Annotated in this window: 23 protein-coding genes; 9 read left to right on the top strand and 14 right to left on the bottom strand. The window is 37.4% G+C overall.

Annotated elements, in window-relative coordinates:
- Nucleotides 1-110 precede the first annotated feature (110 nt).
- The 5 genes from crcB (FC748_RS04340) to thiD all read left to right on the top strand — a co-directional run bounded on the left by crcB (FC748_RS04340) (nt 111) and on the right by thiD (nt 3,780).
- Nucleotides 111-473 (top strand): fluoride efflux transporter CrcB, encoded by a 363-nt coding sequence (crcB, locus tag FC748_RS04340; protein WP_108030096.1) that lies wholly within the window; start codon nt 111-113, stop codon nt 471-473.
- On the top strand, nt 470-832 hold the full coding sequence (crcB, locus tag FC748_RS04335) for a fluoride efflux transporter CrcB (protein WP_024361010.1): 363 nt from the start codon (nt 470-472) through the stop codon (nt 830-832). Before crcB (FC748_RS04340) ends, crcB (FC748_RS04335) begins: the two co-directional genes overlap by 4 nt.
- Complete coding sequence (locus FC748_RS04330) at nt 829-1,176, top strand: hypothetical protein (RefSeq protein WP_024361011.1); 348 nt, start codon at nt 829-831, stop codon at nt 1,174-1,176. Before crcB (FC748_RS04335) ends, FC748_RS04330 begins: the two co-directional genes overlap by 4 nt.
- A 356-nt stretch (nt 1,177-1,532) precedes the next feature.
- On the top strand, nt 1,533-2,738 hold the full coding sequence (locus FC748_RS04325) for a DUF418 domain-containing protein (RefSeq protein ID WP_108030095.1): 1,206 nt from the start codon (nt 1,533-1,535) through the stop codon (nt 2,736-2,738).
- Between the two features lie 220 nt (nt 2,739-2,958).
- Nucleotides 2,959-3,780 carry a bifunctional hydroxymethylpyrimidine kinase/phosphomethylpyrimidine kinase gene (gene thiD / locus FC748_RS04320; protein ID WP_024361013.1) on the top strand — a complete coding sequence of 274 codons (822 nt, stop codon included), beginning with the start codon at nt 2,959-2,961 and terminating at the stop codon, nt 3,778-3,780.
- A gap of 112 nt (nt 3,781-3,892) precedes the next feature.
- Here the strand turns inward: thiD and FC748_RS04315 are convergent, their stop codons facing one another.
- The gene (locus FC748_RS04315; RefSeq protein WP_108030094.1) at nt 3,893-4,195 is read right to left on the bottom strand and encodes an antibiotic biosynthesis monooxygenase family protein; all 303 of its coding nucleotides are present in this window, start codon (nt 4,193-4,195) and stop codon (nt 3,893-3,895) included.
- A gap of 327 nt (nt 4,196-4,522) precedes the next feature.
- Between FC748_RS04315 and FC748_RS04310 the strand changes: the two genes are divergently transcribed.
- Nucleotides 4,523-5,203: a response regulator transcription factor gene (locus FC748_RS04310; protein WP_024361015.1), complete on the top strand. Its 681-nt coding sequence runs from the start codon at nt 4,523-4,525 to the stop codon at nt 5,201-5,203.
- A complete protein-coding gene (locus FC748_RS04305; protein WP_108030093.1) occupies nt 5,193-6,431 on the top strand; it encodes a sensor histidine kinase in 1,239 nt (412 codons plus the stop codon). The genes FC748_RS04310 and FC748_RS04305 overlap by 11 nt, the downstream gene beginning before the upstream one ends.
- 68 nt (nt 6,432-6,499) lie before the next feature.
- On the opposite strand, the gene FC748_RS04300 is transcribed toward FC748_RS04305, so the two are convergent.
- From FC748_RS04300 to FC748_RS21945, 11 genes are all read right to left on the bottom strand, one after another.
- Nucleotides 6,500-7,066, bottom strand: a complete 567-nt coding sequence (locus tag FC748_RS04300; protein ID WP_069513215.1) for a ferric reductase-like transmembrane domain-containing protein — start codon at nt 7,064-7,066, stop codon at nt 6,500-6,502.
- On the bottom strand, nt 7,060-7,965 hold the full coding sequence (locus tag FC748_RS04295; RefSeq protein WP_025219833.1) for an FAD:protein FMN transferase: 906 nt from the start codon (nt 7,963-7,965) through the stop codon (nt 7,060-7,062). Before FC748_RS04295 ends, FC748_RS04300 begins: the two co-directional genes overlap by 7 nt.
- 14 nt (nt 7,966-7,979) lie before the next feature.
- On the bottom strand, nt 7,980-8,219 hold the full coding sequence (locus tag FC748_RS04290; RefSeq protein ID WP_024361019.1) for a hypothetical protein: 240 nt from the start codon (nt 8,217-8,219) through the stop codon (nt 7,980-7,982).
- Nucleotides 8,220-8,237: 18 nt separating this feature from the next.
- Nucleotides 8,238-8,915: a copper amine oxidase N-terminal domain-containing protein gene (locus FC748_RS04285; RefSeq protein ID WP_108030092.1), complete on the bottom strand. Its 678-nt coding sequence runs from the start codon at nt 8,913-8,915 to the stop codon at nt 8,238-8,240.
- 135 nt (nt 8,916-9,050) lie between these two features.
- The gene (locus FC748_RS04280) at nt 9,051-10,238 is read right to left on the bottom strand and encodes an MFS transporter (RefSeq protein ID WP_024361021.1); all 1,188 of its coding nucleotides are present in this window, start codon (nt 10,236-10,238) and stop codon (nt 9,051-9,053) included.
- 162 nt (nt 10,239-10,400) lie between these two features.
- Entirely contained in the window at nt 10,401-10,748 is a 348-nt protein-coding gene (locus FC748_RS04275; protein ID WP_238600156.1) for a VOC family protein, read from the bottom strand.
- Between the two features lie 352 nt (nt 10,749-11,100).
- On the bottom strand, nt 11,101-11,970 hold the full coding sequence (locus FC748_RS04270; RefSeq protein ID WP_024361023.1) for a metal ABC transporter permease: 870 nt from the start codon (nt 11,968-11,970) through the stop codon (nt 11,101-11,103).
- A complete protein-coding gene (locus FC748_RS04265) occupies nt 11,967-12,839 on the bottom strand; it encodes a metal ABC transporter permease (RefSeq protein WP_024361024.1) in 873 nt (290 codons plus the stop codon). The genes FC748_RS04270 and FC748_RS04265 overlap by 4 nt, the downstream gene beginning before the upstream one ends.
- Nucleotides 12,833-13,582 (bottom strand): metal ABC transporter ATP-binding protein, encoded by a 750-nt coding sequence (locus tag FC748_RS04260; RefSeq protein WP_108030091.1) that lies wholly within the window; start codon nt 13,580-13,582, stop codon nt 12,833-12,835. The genes FC748_RS04265 and FC748_RS04260 overlap by 7 nt, the downstream gene beginning before the upstream one ends.
- Before the next feature lie 8 nt (nt 13,583-13,590).
- Nucleotides 13,591-14,505 carry a metal ABC transporter solute-binding protein, Zn/Mn family gene (locus FC748_RS04255; RefSeq protein ID WP_024361026.1) on the bottom strand — a complete coding sequence of 305 codons (915 nt, stop codon included), beginning with the start codon at nt 14,503-14,505 and terminating at the stop codon, nt 13,591-13,593.
- A gap of 673 nt (nt 14,506-15,178) precedes the next feature.
- Nucleotides 15,179-15,343: a hypothetical protein gene (locus tag FC748_RS21945; RefSeq protein WP_162832707.1), complete on the bottom strand. Its 165-nt coding sequence runs from the start codon at nt 15,341-15,343 to the stop codon at nt 15,179-15,181.
- A gap of 379 nt (nt 15,344-15,722) precedes the next feature.
- On the opposite strand from FC748_RS21945, the gene FC748_RS04250 reads away from it, so the two are divergent.
- On the top strand, nt 15,723-16,748 hold the full coding sequence (locus FC748_RS04250) for an S-layer homology domain-containing protein (protein WP_108030089.1): 1,026 nt from the start codon (nt 15,723-15,725) through the stop codon (nt 16,746-16,748).
- 86 nt (nt 16,749-16,834) lie between these two features.
- Complete coding sequence (locus FC748_RS04245) at nt 16,835-17,392, top strand: flavodoxin family protein (protein WP_108030088.1); 558 nt, start codon at nt 16,835-16,837, stop codon at nt 17,390-17,392.
- A 44-nt stretch (nt 17,393-17,436) separates the two neighbouring features.
- Here the strand turns inward: FC748_RS04245 and ade are convergent, their stop codons facing one another.
- Together ade and FC748_RS04235 are read right to left on the bottom strand one after the other, a co-directional pair.
- Entirely contained in the window at nt 17,437-19,182 is a 1,746-nt protein-coding gene (gene ade / locus FC748_RS04240; RefSeq protein WP_108030087.1) for an adenine deaminase, read from the bottom strand.
- Between the two features lie 246 nt (nt 19,183-19,428).
- Nucleotides 19,429-19,851, bottom strand: coding sequence for a pyridoxamine 5'-phosphate oxidase family protein (locus FC748_RS04235; RefSeq protein ID WP_024361030.1), 423 nt, complete (start codon nt 19,849-19,851; stop codon nt 19,429-19,431).
- Nucleotides 19,852-19,976 lie beyond the last annotated feature (125 nt).

The following is a 19,976-nucleotide window of genomic DNA, read 5'->3' as shown; positions in this document are numbered from 1 at the left end:
ATAACAAACTTTAAAAAACTACCATCCTGCTTTTGTGCTTGATACAATATAAAGGCATGCGGTGAATCTTATTATCTATACTCGGTCTAAAAATAAAGGAGTCTTTGACATTGAAAATATTTGTTGCAATTGGCTTAGGAGGATGTTTAGGCGCTATTTCCCGCTATTATATTAGTATGCTAGCTGCAAATACGGCGGTCTTTCCATTTTCAACACTTTGCATTAATTTAGTTGGTTGTTTTTGTTTAGCCTTCCTTTTCACCACCTTTACTAACCGCACGCCCCTTGTACTCGGCATTGGTACAGGCTTTTTAGGAGCCTTTACTACCTTCTCGACCTTTTCTGTAGAGACACTTTTACTGTTGGAAAATAGTAAATGGGGACAAGCAATCGCCTATTGTTTGATGAGTGTGTTCGGTGGTCTAGTATGCGCTTGGCTAGGCGCTCGACTTGCAAGGAGGCGGACGCAATGATATTAGTTGGAATAGGCGGATTTTTAGGTGCATTAGCAAGGTTTTACTTAGGTAAATGGATTGTTAGTACATATCCTTGGGCTACCTTTGTCATCAACATAACAGGTTCCTTTGTACTCGGTCTGTTAGTTGGTGCACATCTAAGTGATGCGCTATGGCATTTCTTAGGAATTGGCTTTTTAGGTGCTTATACAACGTTTTCAACATTTGGTTTTGAAACATTGCAACTAATCGAAAAGAAACAATGGCATCTAGCGTTCCGTTATGTTTGTAGTACAGTAATTGTCGGATTGCTCTTTGCAGCACTAGGGCTTTCCCTTATGCAGGGCGTCCTTAAAACATTAGAGGTGATTTTTTGACACAACCAACAATCGAGCAGCTTCAAGCTTTAGAGGCTGAAATTGAACATACATTATATACATTAATTGACTTAGAACTTGATGAAGCTTACCAAGAAATGACGACTCTATTTGCCAAATTACTCGCAAAGGTGCAAGCAGCGCACTTAATAGATTATAAGCTTGATGTACTAGTAGAACCTAATAATTACGCTACCGAAACGTGCCTATTACTCGAGAGTTTACTAGAAGCAAAAAACAGGCCCAACAAAAGACATCAGCTTTTAACGCATCGTATCATTTTAAAAATTTGGCTACGTAAAAATCGTCAATTTATAAATGAGCTATTACCGCAGATGTTCTAAAAGCGGTAGACAATACAAAGAAAGTGTTAGATTCAGCAAATCATCTAACACTTTTTTACTGTTCTAATTGCCGCTTTGGCAAGGTAAGTATATAAGCCGCAACTTGCTTGCGCGTTCTCTGTAATAATCTTCTCCTCCAACCGCTATCTTTGCAATCAATTGACCGTCACAAACAAGCTATTTTTTTATGACATGCTTGCCTTTTACCCTCATAAAAACTATATTATGCTATTTCAATCCACTAAAATGCTCATTTTATCGGAACCTTCCTAATCTATACTCGTTTATTATTTATGAGAACGCGATGAAAATCGTTATCATTTCGTTCTATATAAACATTTTTGAGAGGTGTTTTGATGGAAAGAATAAAATTATTGGATGTTGCGAGAGGACTAGCCATAATTGGCACACTGGGAACGAATATTTGGATTTTTGGATCAGCTGGCTATTCAGTCGATTTAGATGAAACTGATATTTCAAGGATTGGTTCATATATATCTAAGTTTTCAGATTATTTGACGAACGGGAAATTTCTTGGCTTATTAACGATTATGTTCGGCATTGGCATGCAATTGAAATATGCTAGTTTCCAAAATAGGGGGCTCCCTTGGTTTAAACTGTACCTATGGTCTATGATATTGCTTTTTTTAGATGGGGTTCTTCATTTTATATTTGTTTTTGAATTTGATGTATTAATGAGTTATTCCCTAACAGGTATCCTCGTTGCATTTATTATTCAACGCTCAGAGCGAGTCATGAAAATTTGTATGTTTATTGCAGCTAGTATTCACCTTTTTCACCAAGTCATAGAAGGTTTTCTTATGGACAAAATTATGACGACTCAACTTGCACGAACATTGTTTCCAAACAATCCATATGCCAATATAAGTGCTAATCGTAGTAGTATCGCTGAACAAGCAGCATTAGTTCGTCAGGAAAATCAATTGCTTGAGATAGCTGGATTTTCATGGTGGGAGCAAGTTGTGTACCGGCTGGAACATTTTTGGGTTTTACGCTCAGAAGCGATTATGATTTTACCAATGAATGTTTTTTTATTTTTACTGGGTGTCTTCCTCGTCAGAAAAGGTTTATTGAAAATGGATGAACACGGCATTCGACTGCAAAACCGCCTACTATGGATTGGATTAGGTATTGGTATCCCATTAAATGCACTATCGTTTTTTAGTACTCAATTTGTCGTTTTAGACCGCTATGTTTTTGCCCCTGTTTTATCACTGGGTTATCTCGGTCTTGTCTTTTTAATCGCCCGCCATCAAAAGTTCGTTAAAACCCAACATTATATTAGTAATGTTGGCAAAATGGCACTTACATGCTATATCGCGCAAAATATCATTGCATCCTTTTTGTTCTATAATTGGGGACTCGGTCTATCCAACCATTATAGTCAACCATTAATCCACGCATCTTGGCTAGGCATTACGTTGTTTATGATTGTCTTTTCTACTTTATGGTTACGAAAATATAAACAAGGTCCAGTTGAAACCATCTGGCGTAAACTTGGCAATATCCCTGTGAAACGCCATCTACAAAAATTAACGTAATCCCTTTGATTGCATAGCGCCATTAAAACATGTATGTTCTTCCTAATGGCTAGCACATACATGTTTTAATTTTTTGCTTTATCTTTAAACTGACATTATAAAAACTCTACTTTCTGGCTATTTCAAAATAACGACAATTATTATTACAATAAAGTAATATAGAATTACTTTAAGTCATCGTCAACTAGCTTTCACGTAAAAGATGAGGAGTACACTAAACATGAAAAAAACACTGACAATTGCTGGTTCTGCCGCACGTGGCGGAGCTGGTATTCAAGCAGATTTAAAAACTTTCCAAGAACTAGGGGTGTACGGCACTTCTGCCATTACGGCCTTTGTAGCAACACATCCTCGTACTAATCAAGGCGTTTTTACGCAATCGTTAGACGTTATTGAGGCACAGCTCCATACGATTGCAACGCAAATTGGCATAGATGCTTTAAAAACAGGGATGCTATTCACCAAAGATATCATTGAGCTTGTGTCAGACTGGCTCTCTACTGTTCAGGTCAAACATGTCGTTATTGACCCCGTTATGTTCGGTAAAGTAGGAACTGCATTAATGGAAGAAGGTGCCATGTCTTCTTTAAAGGATAAACTATTACCGCATGCAACAATTATGACCCCTAATATGCCTGAAGCAGAATATTTGCTCGGTGGTAAAAAATTGACGACTGCCACTGATTTACAGGATGCTGCCCGTGATTTACATAAGCTTGGCACGCAATTTGTACTCGTAAAAGGTGGTCGTCTCGATGGTCCAGCAACAGATGTATTATATGATGGCGTACGCATGGTAACATTGGAAGCCCCACGTATTGATACTATCCATACAAATGGAGCAGGTTGTTCATATTCTGCCGCGATCACTGCTGGCTTAGCACAAGGTTTAAGTGTTGAAGAGGCTGTTATTCAAGCTAAAAAGTTTGTTACTGCTGGCATTCGTCGAGCTATACCGTTTGAAACGGTTGCTGGAGCTATTGACCATCGTGCCTATAAAGCGTTTGGTGAACATGATATTACAGTAACTCGATACTCGTAATAATGGAACATGGCTTATCGTTATTAAAAGCAAAAAAAATCCGTGTGGAGCCTTTTGCAGGCTCAGCGGATTTTTTTATTTGTGCTATCGTTGAAGACTGAATGCTTGTTTCTTAAAAAGAATATGCACGCATAACTTGGCATATTTCTACATGATAATGACTGTACCATTTTTCTTTCCCTAGTTGTTGTGCTACAACATGTTGTGCATTGCTTTTCCACTGTTGAATCGCCTCTAACGATTCCCAATACGATACAGTAATCCCCTGCCCCTCGGCATTTCTTGTACTTGCCACACGAAGAAAACCTGACTGCTGTTTTGCTAATACTTCAATGGCATCCGCCATTTTGGCATATCCTTCGTTGTCGTCATCCGTCCGTTGTGATGTGAAAATAACTGCATAATAACTATCCATCCTTTACTCCCCCTCCTCTTTCACGACTATTGTATACGAAAAATCCTATCCATTTAATTTCAATAAGCTATGTCGTGGCAGTTCTGTAAACTTCCGCTAGTATACATTGTAGTACTACCCTTTATAATGGAGGTATGTACTATAGAACTAACTTTTAGTCATTAAGCGATAGCCATCTCTATTGATTCAATTTACTAAATGATAACTTGGTGGTTCACACTAAAGATAGCTAAATGTGAAAAAAACAGGATGATATACTATTTTTTCAGTTTGCCTTCATTTTAGCATAGTATAATAATTTGAATATGTAAACAGGAGGGAACTAAAATGAAAATATTACTGGCAGAAGATGATAGTCGACTACGTAAAAATATTGTTCATATTTTAAAAAAAGAATTCCACCATGTTGCATCTGTCGATAATGGACAAGATGCCCTGAACAATACATTTTCTGAACAGTACGATTTAGTGATTTTAGATTGGATGATGCCTCAGCTAAGTGGTATTGCTGTTTGTCAGCAGTTACGACAAAGTGGCTTTAATGGCAGTATTTTAATGCTAACTGCCAAGGACGATACAGAAGATATCATTACAGGACTTGATAGTGGCGCTGACGATTATTTAGTAAAACCCTTTAAGATGGAGGAACTGTTAGCAAGGGTGCGGGCATTACTGCGTAGAAAAAATAAAGTGATTGAGCAAGTTGTCAGAGTAGATAATTTAACCTTACAAGTCGATGCGCGGACTTTTTTACTTAATAATACCGAAGTAGAATTAACTAAAAATGAATTTTTACTACTTGAATATTTATTTTTAAATAAAGGTCGTGTTCTAACGAGAGAACAAATATGCATTTATATTTGGGGCTATGATTATGATGTATCCAACAATTCATTAGATGCTTTAGTAAAGCTTGTTCGAAAAAAAATTGATGATGGGCAAGTCAAATCACGCATTCAAAATGTGCGGGGCATTGGCTATAAATTGAGGGAATCTCATGTTTCATAAAACCAGAAAAAAATTATCTTATTTGTATGCCACACTCTATTTTTTATTGTTTTCGCTGTTTATTATTGTTCTTTATTTTTCTCTCGTTAAATTGATGGAAAATCAACAAATACAAGAATTAGAAGCATTTTATATAAAACAGGAACATGATTATTTTGAATATGCAAATGACAACAAAAAAACCGTAAGTTATGATCCAAATCGGAATTATTTTTATTATATCTATACAAACGATCATCAATTTATCCATGGGGATGAATCTGTTAGAGGACTTAAAACACAAGTAGAAAAAGCCTTTTCGCCAGACCGTCAAGTTCACGATGTCGTACGTCGTTTCGAATGGAAAGAACAGCATTTTCTTGTACTCAAAAAACCGATTAGCTATCATGAAAAAGTAGTCGGTTATATACTGATTGGGAAATCTGTAACAACACAACATCACTTTTTTCAAAAAGCAAGTGAGTTACTGCTACTATTAGCGTGTATTTCAACGATTTTAATCGGATTACTGAGCTACTACATGGCTGGCAAAGCGATGGTTCCTATTCAATGGTCATTTGATAAACAAAAAAAGTTTGTTTCGGATGCCTCTCATGAATTGCGCACACCACTTAGTATTTTTTATAGTTCACTCGATATTTTAGAACTTGAGGAAGCAAAGCATTTAACTCCTTTTGGCAAAGAGTTAATTACAGATTTAAAAGATGAGGCCCAATTAATGAAAGCACTGCTTGATAAACTATTATTTTTAGCGCGCCACGATCAACAGCAGGGCTTAGCTCATCAAGAAGTATTACAGCTATCTACTATGCTTGAAAAAATCAGTACTAAATTTCAGAAAATTATGCCCGAATCCATTCAATTTTGCACACAAATAGAAGAAAACATTGAACTACTTGGCGATGCAACAAAAATACAAGAACTGCTTTATATCCTATTAGATAATGCTATTGCCTATACAAAGCAAGGTCAGATTACATTGACACTTTCAAAACAAGCAAACCTTATCACGATTGCTCTAGCAGATAGTGGTATCGGTATACCACAGCAGGAACTTGCCATGGTGTTTGAACGCTTTTACCGCAGTGACACTTCACGTCAACGCAATGGGACAGGGTTAGGTCTTGCCATTGCACAAGCGATTGTAGAACAGCATGGAGGAAAAATTTATGTTACGAGTACTGTAGGAAAAGGTTCAACGTTTTATATTGAATTTCCCGTTCAATAACATTTCTTAAATTGGCTTAAAAAGTAACAGCATCAGCTTATTTCCTCTCAAGAAATAAGCTGATGCTTTTATTTTGAGCTCCTTAATGCTTGTGGTACTGTTTTGTCTTTTGTCTTCCTTCCTTGGCTGACCATTCTTGCTATCAATATTGAGAGCACACAACCTGCGGACGTAAAATAGAACAGCAGGATATATATGTTGTCTGTATCACTCCCAATAAGTATGCCGTGTAAAAGAGATAGGAGCCAAGCTGGCAATACGAGAAAGTGGATCGATTTCCATATTGAGCGATTCATCGTTTTCAACCATAAATCTGAAGTTAATAGTACTAATAAAAATAAGTAAAAAGCAATTATCCCAAGTCCCGAGGCAATCGGTTGATAATGAGATGAAAAAGGGAGTAGCACTTCCACTAATGCATAGGGCTCGTAGTTATCGATGATGAGCACGAACATATGCGCAACAACGGTTATTAGACCTAACCACCCCGCGTTTTGATGAACTTGGTAAATTAAATTTTTATGTGATTTGACAAACGTTGATTTTCTTAACAAACCAAATACAATAGACACTGTAAAATAAAAATATGCTAAAAACCCTAATAACCGAATCCATTCCCATGTACTTGTTAACATACTTTCTCCCCCGTCATTGCCCAGTAACCTGCTTGATTTTCTTTTACAATAAAACGTGCACTGCGGTCGCATATTGCTTCAAGCCATTGTTGCTGTTTGGTCTCATCCACTAAAAAGCAAAGTTTTGCTCCAACTTCTGCATCACATAATGATGATGTTACGACCGTTGCTTGTATTACATCCGTGATCGCAACGTTTCCTGTTTGACCATTTAATAAATGATGCTTCCTGTTTTCTCCTTGGGTCCAACTTCTATAAATTCGATTAGAGGTAGCAATAGCGCCCGAAGCCATTTTTATAGAGCTTATTTCTTTGTCCACATCATAGGGATCGGCAACACCAATCGTCCATATTTTTTCACCTGACGACCACATTTTCATATCCCCACCCCCATCTATTAAGCCGTATTCAGGAGCTATCTCCGCCTCAAGCCATTGCGCTAATTTTTCAATAGCATAGCCTTTTGCAAAACCCCCTAAATCAATTTCTTGCTGTGCTATTTTCATAACTTGTTGATTGCTTAAAAACCGAAAAGGATTACCTGCTATAATAGATTGGTTGTACATTGCCTCCTTTTCAATTGAGGTAAACGGAAAAGATTGATTGTAGCCATGTTGTTCAAGTTGTAATTTTAAATACGGTGAAAATAAACCATTTGTACGAAGATAATAGTCATTGGCCTGCACCAAACAATCGTAGAGGTCGTCACTTACTTGTAATGTTTGCCCGATTTCCAAATTATTCAATTGCCATAGTTCATTGTTCGTGCCAAACCTCGACCACTCTTGCGCTACATAACGAAGCCACTTTTCAGCTTTTTCTTTCCAATTCGTTTTGTTACTCTTTGCTATAGCTAGATAAAATTCCGTATTCATTACTTGTAATGTCAATGTATCCACTGTCATCATCCCTATCAAGTTCTTTTCGTTTTGCGCTCACTTTTGACTGCTGTTTGTTTTGTTATTTCAAAATTTGTCCAATCAAGCTGGACAAGCTCTTTCTCTTTCTTTGTCATGGCCTTCTCTTCTATTTTAGAAAATTGAGCATCAGTTGTTTCAGCTTGCGATGTGTCATTAAATTGTGATAGTAATGCAGCAGAAATAAGTACACCCGATGCGCCTAATAACCATTTTGCTTTTTTTGGATCTTTCATCGTTCTCCACACTCCTACCTAATTTAATGGTTGACAGACAAACTGTTGATTTTCCTCTTGCCATTCGGCGATAAAGCCTAAGCCATTTGTTATGGCACTAATCGGTAAATAAAGCTCATTATTTAAATAAAAAGCATGTGCAGGTAATGGTGTTTTTACATCGTTATCGTAAGCAACATTTTTCCCTGCGCGATAAATAAGTTCATGATTAGCGTTTTGAATAACCAATATTTCACTTGTTTTGTAATAAGTCGCTGTTGCACCTAATAGCTTTGCCACTGTCTTGCCAGGTACAAATATTTCTCCGTCTTTTGGCATTGCAAACAAGTTTACCTCTTTATTTGTACCTGTTACTTTTAATACAACTTGTTTTGAATCCGTAAAAGGTAGTGCTTCTTTATCGACAACAACGGATCTTGTCCAAATATTCCATTTCCCTTTTTCATTCACAACGTTCGTTGTATCATAATTTTCGTATTGATCATCATCGTCGTCATAATCATCTTCATACTCATAATCATAGTCATCATCATCATTATGATCATAGTCGTCATCATGGTCATCGTATTTTTCATACTTTTCATGTTCATAACCATCGTGATCATAATCGTCATCATCTGCCTTAGCCTGCATGCCATTCGTTAATAAACCTACTACCAATAAACTAACTGCTACACTTATTTTTTTGTTTTTCATTTCCTTCACTCCTTCCATCATTAATAGTAGGACATGAAAATGATAGGAAACTGAATTTTCCCATATAAAAAACAAAAAAAGCTATTTCCACATACAGATTGACCTGTAAATAGAAATAACTTGTCATTGTAACGCTTAATGTGCGTGTAAAATCACCTTTCTTTTCTTCGAGAAAAGGAAAAAAGTTACGGTTAAACTTAAACTAATCATACCAAAAACAATACCCATTCCACTTAAGCCGATTAAATCGAGCATCATACCTGTTGACAACAGCACAATTTGGAACACAACCGAGTCAATCATATTGCGGAAGGAAAAGAATCGCCCGTGGTATTCTTTCGGTACTTGTTTTTGAAAAATCACCATCGTTGTTGGGAAAAAGCAACCGACAGAAAAACCAAATAGTCCGAATGTTAATAAAGCAAAGAACGTACTATCCGCTAGCAATAACATGAGCTCCATTAAGCCAATAATCAATGCAAGTCCGAATAATAATGTCCCTATTTTGACGCGCTCAGCAATATATTTGAGCCCCGCAGCCCCTAACATAAAGCCAATTCCTTCAACTGTATATAATAAACCAGAAATAGTCGTGGACTCATGCATTTCAGTGATTTTCATAATGACTAGATTAAAAGAGCCCAAAAATAATGTCGGAATTAACATTAAAACGAGTGTCATTAATACGACCGGATGCTCCTTTAGCATCGGGTACACGTCCTTAAATCTACCTTTTTCCTTGTCATTGACAGATACATTTACCGCTTCATCAAGCTTTAAACTATTTGTAATAAAATACATGATAATATACACAATTAGTGAAACAATATATAACCATTTCAACTCAAAATAGCTTAACATTAAGCCCGCTGCAGCGGTTCCGACAATTCTTGAAATCGTTCGAGCATTCATTTGCCATGCATTCAAAGTCATTAAATCTTTATCTTTGACAACTAATGGTATAATGGACTGTAAAGCAGGCATATAAAAGGCTGCTGCAATTTGTAACGTGATTAAAAATAATATCATCCATATTACAGAGTTGGTATACAGTGCAATAAACATAAAGAACACACTTAGAATACGACCTACACTCGCAAACTGAATAACTGTTTTTTTCTTTGATTGGTCAATCAACCGCCCTGCGAGTGGTGCGACAACAAGACCAGCTAATATACCAATTGAAATAATTAATGATTTATGGAAATCTGACGGCACGACTTTTTGCATAAATGCTAAGTTGCCAATAATTCCAGCCCATAAGCCAAGACCTACTACAAATTCACCTAATAAAATAATCCAAACATTACGTTTTCCCCACATGCTGTCTCCCCTCGTTGCCCAATATTAAATTTTTATAACATCCATCGTAACAAAATTATAAATAATCGTACATATAATTTTACAAATCTGGTATTTTATCGACGTGTGCAAACTCCTTTATTCTTGATTTATGTATCACTTTCGCTACTTATCCCTGTTGTACTATGTTGCTAAAGACATCATTGGAAATTCTTCAGCAACATCCAATCTTAATGGCGTAATTAGCTCAATAGAATTGCCATCTGGAACGGCAAAATAGATTGCCGCATGGGCATGTGGATGATTGGGTAAGACGAGCGGCTGTTGTGAGGGCGTAAAGCCAAATGCTGTTTTTATTTCAATACCAATGGATTGTAACCATTGTTTCACTCGTCCTACATCCTCTTCGTCGATTTTAAAAGCGAGATGTCGAATAGACGGATGGTAGTCTAATTGCGCTTCCTTACATTCCCACAAACCTATCCAACTTTGTCCTTTGACAATCCAGAAAAAGGCGAATTGCTGTTGCACTTAAGCTAATTCAAGCCCTAGCTTTTCATAAAATATAATGGATTGTTGTAAATCGCTAACGGGTAAATGTGCTTCATATAATCCTTTTATCATGTGATCTCCCCTTATGATGAATGACAAAAGTATACTATTTTTTGAAAAAGGGAAAATCGTGCAAAAGGATGAAATATGCTTTTTTATAGTAATTAGCGGGGTTGCTAGCGTACAGATGTGTTACTACACTGTCAAACAAAATAAAGAGATGGGTTTTAAAAGCCCCATCTCTCCCTCTTTATTTACTATCTAAAGTGACTATCCCTTAACATATGTCAAAATTCGGAGTCAAACAGCACCTTTCACAATGTCTTACACTTTAAGCCCCTTCTAATTTACTAACAAGTGCTTTTCGTTTATAGTCCATAAATTTTTGAACGCATAACGTCATGATAAATAATAGACCGACCGCTGTAGCCATCATACCTGCAATGGACGTGTCCCAAAATTTAGCCAAATAATAACCAATAATCGCAGCTGCCCCTCCATATAACATACTGAATAGGAACATCTGTTTAATTGATTTACTAATTAAATTGGCTGTGGCAGCAGGCCCGATTAACATCGCCACTACTAAAATTGCTCCAACACTATCAAATGCTGCAACAGTTGTAAAGGAAACGGATGTCATAAAACCATAATGTAAGAAAAGTATTGGCACACCAATGGACGCTGCATAAACGCTATCAAAGGTTGCAAGCTTCATTTCCTTAAAGAATAATAATAGGAACCCTATATTAATGAATAATACAAGCAATAGTATCCAGACAGCTTTTGGCATTGTTATGGCAAAGAACGTCCATTTATCCCAAGGAACAAATGCGATTTCGCCCATTAAGATATGCTCAACATCTAAATGCACATGGCTAGCAAACAATGTAATTAGCAGAACACCTGCAGCAAATAACGTCGTAAAGACAACACCTATTGCAGCATCTTGCTGTATACCTGAAGAATGTAATAACTGCACTAAGTATGCCGTTAAAATGCCAGCAACCGCTGCACCTAATAGCATCCAAAATCCGTTTAATGTTTGCGTAATGATAAATGCCATCACAATCCCAAACAGCACCGTATGGCTAATAGCATCTGCAATCATCGACATTTTACGTAATATTAAAAAAACGCCAGCCATCCCACATGTAATACCAACCAAAAGACCCGTGATTATGACCCATAATTCAATCATCCTACTTCACCTTGCTTTCGAAACTGTTTTTTTCTAAAGTACTTATACATTTGCCCTGCTGGACTAAATAAATAAGATAAAAAGAAAATGGCAGCAGCTACTAAAACAATTAAAGGTCCTGTTGATAAGCCTGTACGCGTAGAACTAATAAAGGTTCCAACAATCCCTGACACACCACCTATTACTGCACTAACTACAAGCATTGAACTTAGCTTCCTTGTCCATAATTTGGCACTAACAGCAGGAATGATTAACAACGCTGACATTAAAATAACACCGACTGATTGAATGCCCGTTACAATTGTCATTACAATCAAAACGGTTAACGTCGCCTTTAACGCTTCAATCGGTAAGCCTATCCCCTTTGCATACATGGGATCAAAGATTAATAGTTTCCATTCCTTATAAAATAACAAACTAACTATTATAATAATTGTTGCACTTAAAAACAGCCATGTTAAATCCGCTTTTGTCATCGTTGCCGCTTTACCAAAAATAAAATTGTTAAGGCCACTCTGATTTCCTAGCGGGCTATGATTGACAACCGTTAAAAATACAACACCTACCCCGAAAAATACCGTTAGCACTAAACCAATAGCAGCATCTGCTTTCATTTTCGAAAATGAAACAATCCATTGGATACAGTAGACAGACAAAGCGGATGTTATACCTGCCCCAAGCATTAATATAGGTAAATCTTTTTGCCCTGTTAATAAAAATGCTAAGGCAATACCAGGTAATGCTGCATGTGCTGCAGCATCACCTACTAAACTTTGTTTTTGAAGAAAGGAAAAAGTACCTGTTATTCCAGCAGCAATCCCAAGCAACATCGTACCCATTAATACCCAAAGCAAGTTTCCCGTTAACATAGGCTGTTCGCTCCTAACATGTCTTGCATCATGAATAGTTTGCCACCGTATGTTTTTTGTAATTGATCTGGTGTAAAAACTTCTTCCGTTGCACCGGATGCTAATATCGTTTTATTTAATAAAATTGTGTAATCAAAATATTCTTTTACTGTTTGTAAATCATGATGAACGACAAATATACTTTTTCCTTGTGCCTTTAAGCTTTTTAAAATATCAATAATTGTTTTTTCAGTAGCGGCATCAACACCAGCAAATGGCTCATCTAAGAAATAGATAGTAGCATTTTGTGCTAAAGCCCGTGCTAAAAATACACGTTGTTGTTGACCTCCTGATAATTGACCAATGGAACGCTGTGCAAAATCTTGCATGCCTACACTTTCCAAAGCTTGCTTTGCTAAAAGCTTATCTTGTTTAGATGGTCTTTTAAACAATCCAGTATGTCCGTATCTTCCCATTAGCACAATATCTAGTGCATTCGTTGGGAAATCCCAATCAACGGCATTGCGCTGTGGGACGTATCCCACGACTAAACTTTTTGGATCGAATAGCTTTCCTAGTATCTCTACTTTTCCTACCTTGTTTGGTAATTGATTTAATATCGCTTTTAAGAACGTCGATTTTCCCGCTCCATTTGGCCCAATAATTGCTGTAAGCCGACCGCTAGGCACTGTGACGTTGGCATTTTCTAAAACGGTTTTCTTATCATAAGCAACCGATAAATTTTCTACAGTTAATGCATTCATTTTTTCACCTACTTTAATGCATCGACAATAGTGTCGATGTTATGTTGATACATCCCAACGTATGTGCCTTCTTCTGTTCCTTCAGCGCCCATTGCATCTGAGAATAATTCGCCACCAATGGCAACTTCATGCCCTTTTTGTTTTGCCCCTTCAATAACAGCTTTCATCGCTTTATCGGAAACACTTGACTCTACAAAAATTGCTTTAATTTTGTTATCTACTAAAAAGTCCACCATTTCTTGAACGTCTTTCACACCATATTCAGCTTCTGTACTTAGCCCCTGTAAGCCGCGAACTTCAAATCCTTGGCTCTCTCCGAAATAGTTGAACGCATCATGTGCTGTTACTAATATTCGTTGCTTATCTGGCACTTCACTAATGCGCTTTTTAGCATACGCTTGTAGTTCATCTAATTTTTCCAAATACGTTTTTTCATTTGCTTTAAAGTCATCTTTAAACGTTGGATATTCTGCTACAAGCGTTTTCGTTACAGCATCCACAACTTGTTTCCATAAGTCAATGTTAAACCAAATATGCGGATCATGTAGAAGCCCTTCATCTTCACTATCGAGTAGATTTGCTTTATCCAACTTATCCCCAACAGCTAGCACAGTTTTATCTTTGGACATTTGATCAAAGATATCGAGCATTTGTCCTTCTAATTGTAGACCGTTATAAAAAATAACTTCGGCGTTTTCTAACTTCGATAAATCGCTCTGTGTTGCTTTATATAAATGTGGATCTACACCAGGCCCCATCAATGCCGAAACAGTTAAATGGTCACCGCCAATTTCTTTAATCACATCGGCAATATGCCCCGTTGTTGCAACAACGACTCCTTCTTTTTTTTCCGTTGCGCTATTTTCTGCGCTACAACCGAAAAGTAACATCATTAAAACCATTACACCTAAAAAACGTTTCATTACCATTACCGTCGTCAAAACCTTATAAAACGCTATAGCGTTTCGTTTACTTCTTACACCATCGAGCCTGAGATTTTGCCGAAGCTACTATCTTTATTAGCATTGTGGTGCAACGAATCCTACATTTTAACCGTATAATGTGCGATTAATCGACTAACGGTAAAGCTTATTGGGAAGCCAGTATGAGTCCAAGCTTACCCCATCACATTGATAGATTCTTTCCATTGTGGATGCTTTTTTATGAGCTTGTCACTGCAAATTTCTAAAGAAGGATAACACTTAACTGTTTCTATCAAAAAATATTGTGTGCATTTAATTGCTATTGTCTTTTGAATTTCACACAGCTTCTGTTGCCCAATGCCTTGCGAAAGATGTCTATTTTTTATCAGCCTCTTGTTCAACTGCAACTTTAATTGGTGGCTTAATTTTCCCACTCTTAGTCGTTTTCTGCTGAAGATGATGATGCGGTTATTCGTTTAATTACATGGAAGTAAACGTATTACTATGAGTTGCTTTATAATGTTGCTTGTTTTGACGAAACGGTTTCCCTCCTTATACTTTTTATAATTTTCGAGAGACGCTTTCGCAGCAACTTGCGTAAACATTTCTCCATTTTCCGTTTGGAAGATGTGTATTTCATCTTTTTTCTAATCACGCCGCTTTGTATGGCGTATTAATTATTTATCATGAATTTTTTCATAAGCTGTTTCCAGCCCATCCAAAATATAATGATTGAAATCGCTACACCAACTGATTGGGTCATTTTCCATAACATCGTCAAAAACACTAGTATGCCTAGCGGAAGAATTGTTAGTTTCAAATCATCTAACTCTTTCATACAGTCACTCTTCTTTCGTTTGCGATATTTTGTTTCCCTTAGGAAAAATATATGCTTAATGAAAAGAAATTTCAACTGTTTTATAAAAATTTTTTTTAAAAAATTTTTTTCTTGCACACATTTTTTATGTGCCCATCATAAATCACCTTTACTTTTTGTGCATCGTTTTATAAAAATTAGAGATGGCTATCCAGTTGTAACGGTGTAAAAGCTATAGTTGAAAATCGCTGATATCTTCCGTTATATCGTTCGTACAATGTAGCTCATCATATTCACTAGTAAAATTGACATGATCTTGAATTATTTGATAGAAACATTTGCAGTTTCCATCTATATCCTGCAAACTAAATATAATTACAGCTAGAAAGGAAGTATGATAATGAAACAATTAGTGTGTATATTATTGCTTTCATTACTTATCGTTGCTGGGAACTACAAAGTGGAGGCAGCCGGTTTTTCAGATGTAACGGAAGACCATTTTGCTTACGAGGCGGTTTTGTGGGCAGAAGAATATGACATTATCGATGGCTATGCGGACGGTACCTTCAAGCCGAATGCAACCATTACGGAGCAACAATTTGCAAAGTTACTTGCTAATTATTACGAACTAGAGTCCCCATATGATGAGTTAAAAAAGCAGACTACTGCTGGGAACTGGGCAGATGAGTATTATAATCGCCTAGCTAGTTACGGTGTACCGCTCAACGGGTATTTTCATAACAATATTCGAGCAACGGCAATAAAACGTGGTGTCGTTGCACAAGCAATCACTCACCTTGCAGAGGGCAAACGCGGTCTTAATGAATCCATTCAATTTTTACTTGATTCCTATATTTCCACTGGACAAAACCCCAAGTATGAAAATCGTGATTTACAAAAGTTTTTTGGCGTTGCAAACCATATGACACGTGCGCAAGTTGTGACATTGCTTCACCGCATGGAGTCAAGGAATTTTTATACGATTTCTGATGATGCACAAAACATTCACGAAAACCAAAGTAACGTTTCATTAAATGCACGAGCGATTAATGGGCAAAAGCAACTCGATAAATCGATGCAACAAGTAGCACTATCTAACAGTGCATGGGAAGGGACGTATACGTATTATTATAAATGGGGCAAAGGAGCGACTGATTTTAATCGCCGTGATGCTATTATTTCAAATGCTACAAGCAAGAGCTTCAACATTTCTTTGACAGCAAGCGATGGACAACAGTCTGGTAGCGTAGAAGGTACAGCTACCATCACGTCTAGCACAAAGGCTATCATGAACAAATCAGACGATGGAAACCGCTGTGTGCTTGAATTTGAACAACTAAAAAATGCACTTAAAATTATTGAAGTAGATTGCCGTTTTGCACATGATGAAGGAACGAACTTTTCAGGCACATTAAAAAAGCAATAAACAAAGGCGGAATATTAACGTCCAATGAAAATACGATAGGTAGAAGTAGCATACACTATGCTTAATTTGATTTGAGGAGGAATAACATGCACATTACCGCTTTGTATGGTAGCTCCAGACAACACAGCAATAGTGAGGAACTTGCCAACTATGTATTAGAAGGGATCTCCCATGAAAAGTTATATTTAAAGAACTTGAATATTGTACCTATTCATGATTTACGCCATGATGCACAAGGCTTTCAGTATGTAGAGGATGATTACGATCATATTATTCAAGCATTACTGACAAGTGATATCGTTCTTTTTGCCACGCCGATTTATTGGTATAGCATGTCTGGAATCATGAAAAATGTGATTGACCGTCTGAGCCATGCCATTCGTGATGAGCGTTTTCCACAGTTGAAAGAACAGCTCCAGACAACAGAAGCGATTGTGCTTGCTGTTGGTGGCGATGATCCACGAATAAAAGGCTTACCGATGATTCAACAATTCCACTATATTTTTAACTTTTTAAATATGCCTTTTTCATCATACATTATCGGAAAAGCCAATAAACCTGGTGATATAGCGCATGATGCGTTAGCTCTGACACAAGCAACATTGCTAAATAAACAGCTTCAAGCCCGCACCACCTCCAAATGAACAAACGACCTGAATGCATGAAGCTTTCAGGTCGTTTTTTATAGCTATGCCTCTACTGAAATATGTTGGAACGTTGTCACATCAAATAACCCTGTATCCGTTAACTTTAAGGCTGGAATAACAGGTAGTGCCACAAACGAAAACGTTAAAAGAAAATGGAAATCTAAATGAGGATTAAGTTCATGAAGTGCATTGTGTAGACTTGCTAATTGGCTTTTAGCTTCAGCTGCCGTTACATCCGTCATTAATCCACCGATTGTTAGCGGCATTTCTGCTAGAATTTGACCGTCAGCCACAATAACAAAGCCACCTTGAATTTCTTGAATACGCTTGAGGGCCATTACCATATCTGCATCATTCGTTCCTATGACTAACGCATTGTGTGAGTCGTGGGCTACCGTTGTTGCAACTGCTCCCTTTTGCAAACCGAAACCTTTCACGATACCTAGCCCTGTCGTATGCAATTGATGATGGCGCTCAATGACAGCAAGCTTTAGTAAATCCTGCTCTACAGATGGTACAAACACACCATCTGTGACAGGTACCTCTACGACCAAATGATTTGTAATCAGTTGGTTAGGAACAATTTCCATAACATTGGCTGTCGTGCCTTTTGTAAACGGAATGGCAAGCATATCAGTTGTCATGGCTGGCAAATGGACAGATTGATGGATATGTGCCGGCACTTTTAGTTGCGCACGAGCTGTTAACATTTCACCATTTTCAGCGACTTTGATTCCATCTTTCCAGACCGCTTTTGCACGCATTTCCTTTATATCTTCTACTACTATAAAGTCTGCTTTATAGCCCGGTGCTAAAACACCCCGATCGTATAATCGATAGCACTCTGCTACATTAATGGTCGCTAATTGAATGGCTTGCAATGGTTCCATCCCTTCTGCAATGGCCATTTTTACGTCAAAGTTAATGCTACCTTCATCCATTAATTCATCGACATACTTGTCATCGGTGCAAAAACCGAATCGACGGGCATTTACTGTATTTACTGCTGGTAATAAGTCACGTAAATTTTTTGCTGCGGAGCCTTCACGAATTAATACGTACATTCCTTGCTCTATACGGTTTAACGCCTCTTCTGCTGTCACACATTCATGGTCGGTATGAATACCTGCCACACGGTAGCCTGTAATTTGCGCGCTTGTTAAGCCTGCACAATGGCCATCTACAACTAGATTTGCTTGTTGGGCTAACAAGATTTTTTCAAGCATACTGGCTTCGCCGTTTAACACAGCAGGAAAATCCATCACCTCTGCCAGACCACGAACATGGTCATTGGTCATAAAGGGTGCTAAATCTTTTGCTGTCAAAGTTGCACCTGCATGTTCAAAATGAGTGCCAGGCACACTTGACGGTAACATAACGAAAATATCCATTTCAGCTTTTTTAGCATCATCTAGCATAAACTGAATACCTTCTGCACCTGCGACATTAGCAATCTCATGTGGATCTGTGATAACTGTCGTAACACCATGAGGAACAAGGACACGACTAAATTCAGCTGGTGTAAGCATAGAAGATTCAATATGTATATGCCCATCAATTAACCCAGGAATTACATAATGACCCGCAGCATCTTCCTCATTATTAGCAGTAAAATGATTTTGGGTATCGAGGGCGATAATTTGCCCATTTTTCACAACAACATCGGCCTTTTTCCAAGTTAATGTAAAAACATCGGCAACAAGGGCATTGCGCAAAATAAAATCCGCCTCTAGTTTCCCCTGTGATGCGATTATGTTATTTGTTAGTTGCTGTAGTTTTTCTACCATATTGAGCACACTCCTTTTTATTTATGACCTATCATGCATGAATACTGAAGGAGATTCAAGTCATGAAGATTGTTTCACCTTCTATTTCCTTGTCACAATGCCTTCAATAGGATAATTTCCTCACCATTATAAACTAGTTCTTACGCTTGAAGCCGTTAGCGGTAAGTTCTTGAGTGGAACGGAGGCGATGACTCCTATAGGTGTGCACTATGGTAGGTACTTTGCGGTATAAAAAACGACCATCTATCAATGGTCGTTTGTAAATTCTAACTCTTTTGGTGGCTCACCTTTTTTGTTCATCAATCGCATACGAATGGGTTCAATTTTAAGTGTTACCATTTCATCTTTATTGCCAATGAAAATTCCTGTGAAAAATTCTGCTAATTTATTTTTCAAACCTTCCTCTTGAATTTCCGTTAACTTCCCTTCTATCTCAACAAAGGTATCACCAAATCCCCCATTGTCGTAGCCATATAAAATATGTGTATACGGATTTTTCGATAGCTCCTCGATTTTCTCCGAATGCTTATTTGTTACGGTATACAACACGAAGTCTTCATTTTGGAATGTCATATAACGTGAATACGGCTTGCCATTTTCAACGGTTGCCATCGTTCCTATTTTTTCTCGATTTAATACTTCTAAAATTTCATCACGTACCGAAGTCATTTCATCCCATCCTTTCATATTGTTATTTTACCCCTCCATCCATAAGCTAAACCCGCATTTTTTGAAAAATATGAAATGACTATTTTCGAGGTTTTTCCAAAACTATTGCTATAATGTTTTGTTAG

Source organism: Lysinibacillus sphaericus (assembly GCF_005217585.1).
In the GTDB taxonomy this organism is placed as follows: Bacteria; Bacillota; Bacilli; order Bacillales_A; family Planococcaceae; genus Lysinibacillus; species Lysinibacillus sphaericus.
Note: the sequence above shows the minus strand (reverse complement) of the source record. Positions and strands in the feature narration are given on the sequence as shown.

Coding starts and splice junctions, on each gene's coding strand:
- crcB (WP_024361010.1), top strand. CDS start 470: ATGATATTAGTTGGAATAGGCGGATTTTTAGGTGCATTAGCAAGGTTT.
- FC748_RS04325 (WP_108030095.1), top strand. CDS start 1,533: ATGGAAAGAATAAAATTATTGGATGTTGCGAGAGGACTAGCCATAATT.
- thiD (WP_024361013.1), top strand. CDS start 2,959: ATGAAAAAAACACTGACAATTGCTGGTTCTGCCGCACGTGGCGGAGCT.
- FC748_RS04315 (WP_108030094.1), bottom strand. CDS start 4,195: ATGGATAGTTATTATGCAGTTATTTTCACATCACAACGGACGGATGAC.
- FC748_RS04310 (WP_024361015.1), top strand. CDS start 4,523: ATGAAAATATTACTGGCAGAAGATGATAGTCGACTACGTAAAAATATT.
- FC748_RS04305 (WP_108030093.1), top strand. CDS start 5,193: ATGTTTCATAAAACCAGAAAAAAATTATCTTATTTGTATGCCACACTC.
- FC748_RS04300 (WP_069513215.1), bottom strand. CDS start 7,066: ATGTTAACAAGTACATGGGAATGGATTCGGTTATTAGGGTTTTTAGCA.
- FC748_RS04290 (WP_024361019.1), bottom strand. CDS start 8,219: ATGAAAGATCCAAAAAAAGCAAAATGGTTATTAGGCGCATCGGGTGTA.
- FC748_RS04285 (WP_108030092.1), bottom strand. CDS start 8,915: ATGAAAAACAAAAAAATAAGTGTAGCAGTTAGTTTATTGGTAGTAGGT.
- FC748_RS04280 (WP_024361021.1), bottom strand. CDS start 10,238: ATGTGGGGAAAACGTAATGTTTGGATTATTTTATTAGGTGAATTTGTA.
- FC748_RS04270 (WP_024361023.1), bottom strand. CDS start 11,970: ATGATTGAATTATGGGTCATAATCACGGGTCTTTTGGTTGGTATTACA.
- FC748_RS04265 (WP_024361024.1), bottom strand. CDS start 12,839: ATGTTAACGGGAAACTTGCTTTGGGTATTAATGGGTACGATGTTGCTT.
- FC748_RS04260 (WP_108030091.1), bottom strand. CDS start 13,582: ATGAATGCATTAACTGTAGAAAATTTATCGGTTGCTTATGATAAGAAA.
- FC748_RS04255 (WP_024361026.1), bottom strand. CDS start 14,505: ATGAAACGTTTTTTAGGTGTAATGGTTTTAATGATGTTACTTTTCGGT.
- FC748_RS21945 (WP_162832707.1), bottom strand. CDS start 15,343: ATGAAAGAGTTAGATGATTTGAAACTAACAATTCTTCCGCTAGGCATA.
- FC748_RS04250 (WP_108030089.1), top strand. CDS start 15,723: ATGAAACAATTAGTGTGTATATTATTGCTTTCATTACTTATCGTTGCT.
- FC748_RS04245 (WP_108030088.1), top strand. CDS start 16,835: ATGCACATTACCGCTTTGTATGGTAGCTCCAGACAACACAGCAATAGT.
- ade (WP_108030087.1), bottom strand. CDS start 19,182: ATGGTAGAAAAACTACAGCAACTAACAAATAACATAATCGCATCACAG.
- FC748_RS04235 (WP_024361030.1), bottom strand. CDS start 19,851: ATGACTTCGGTACGTGATGAAATTTTAGAAGTATTAAATCGAGAAAAA.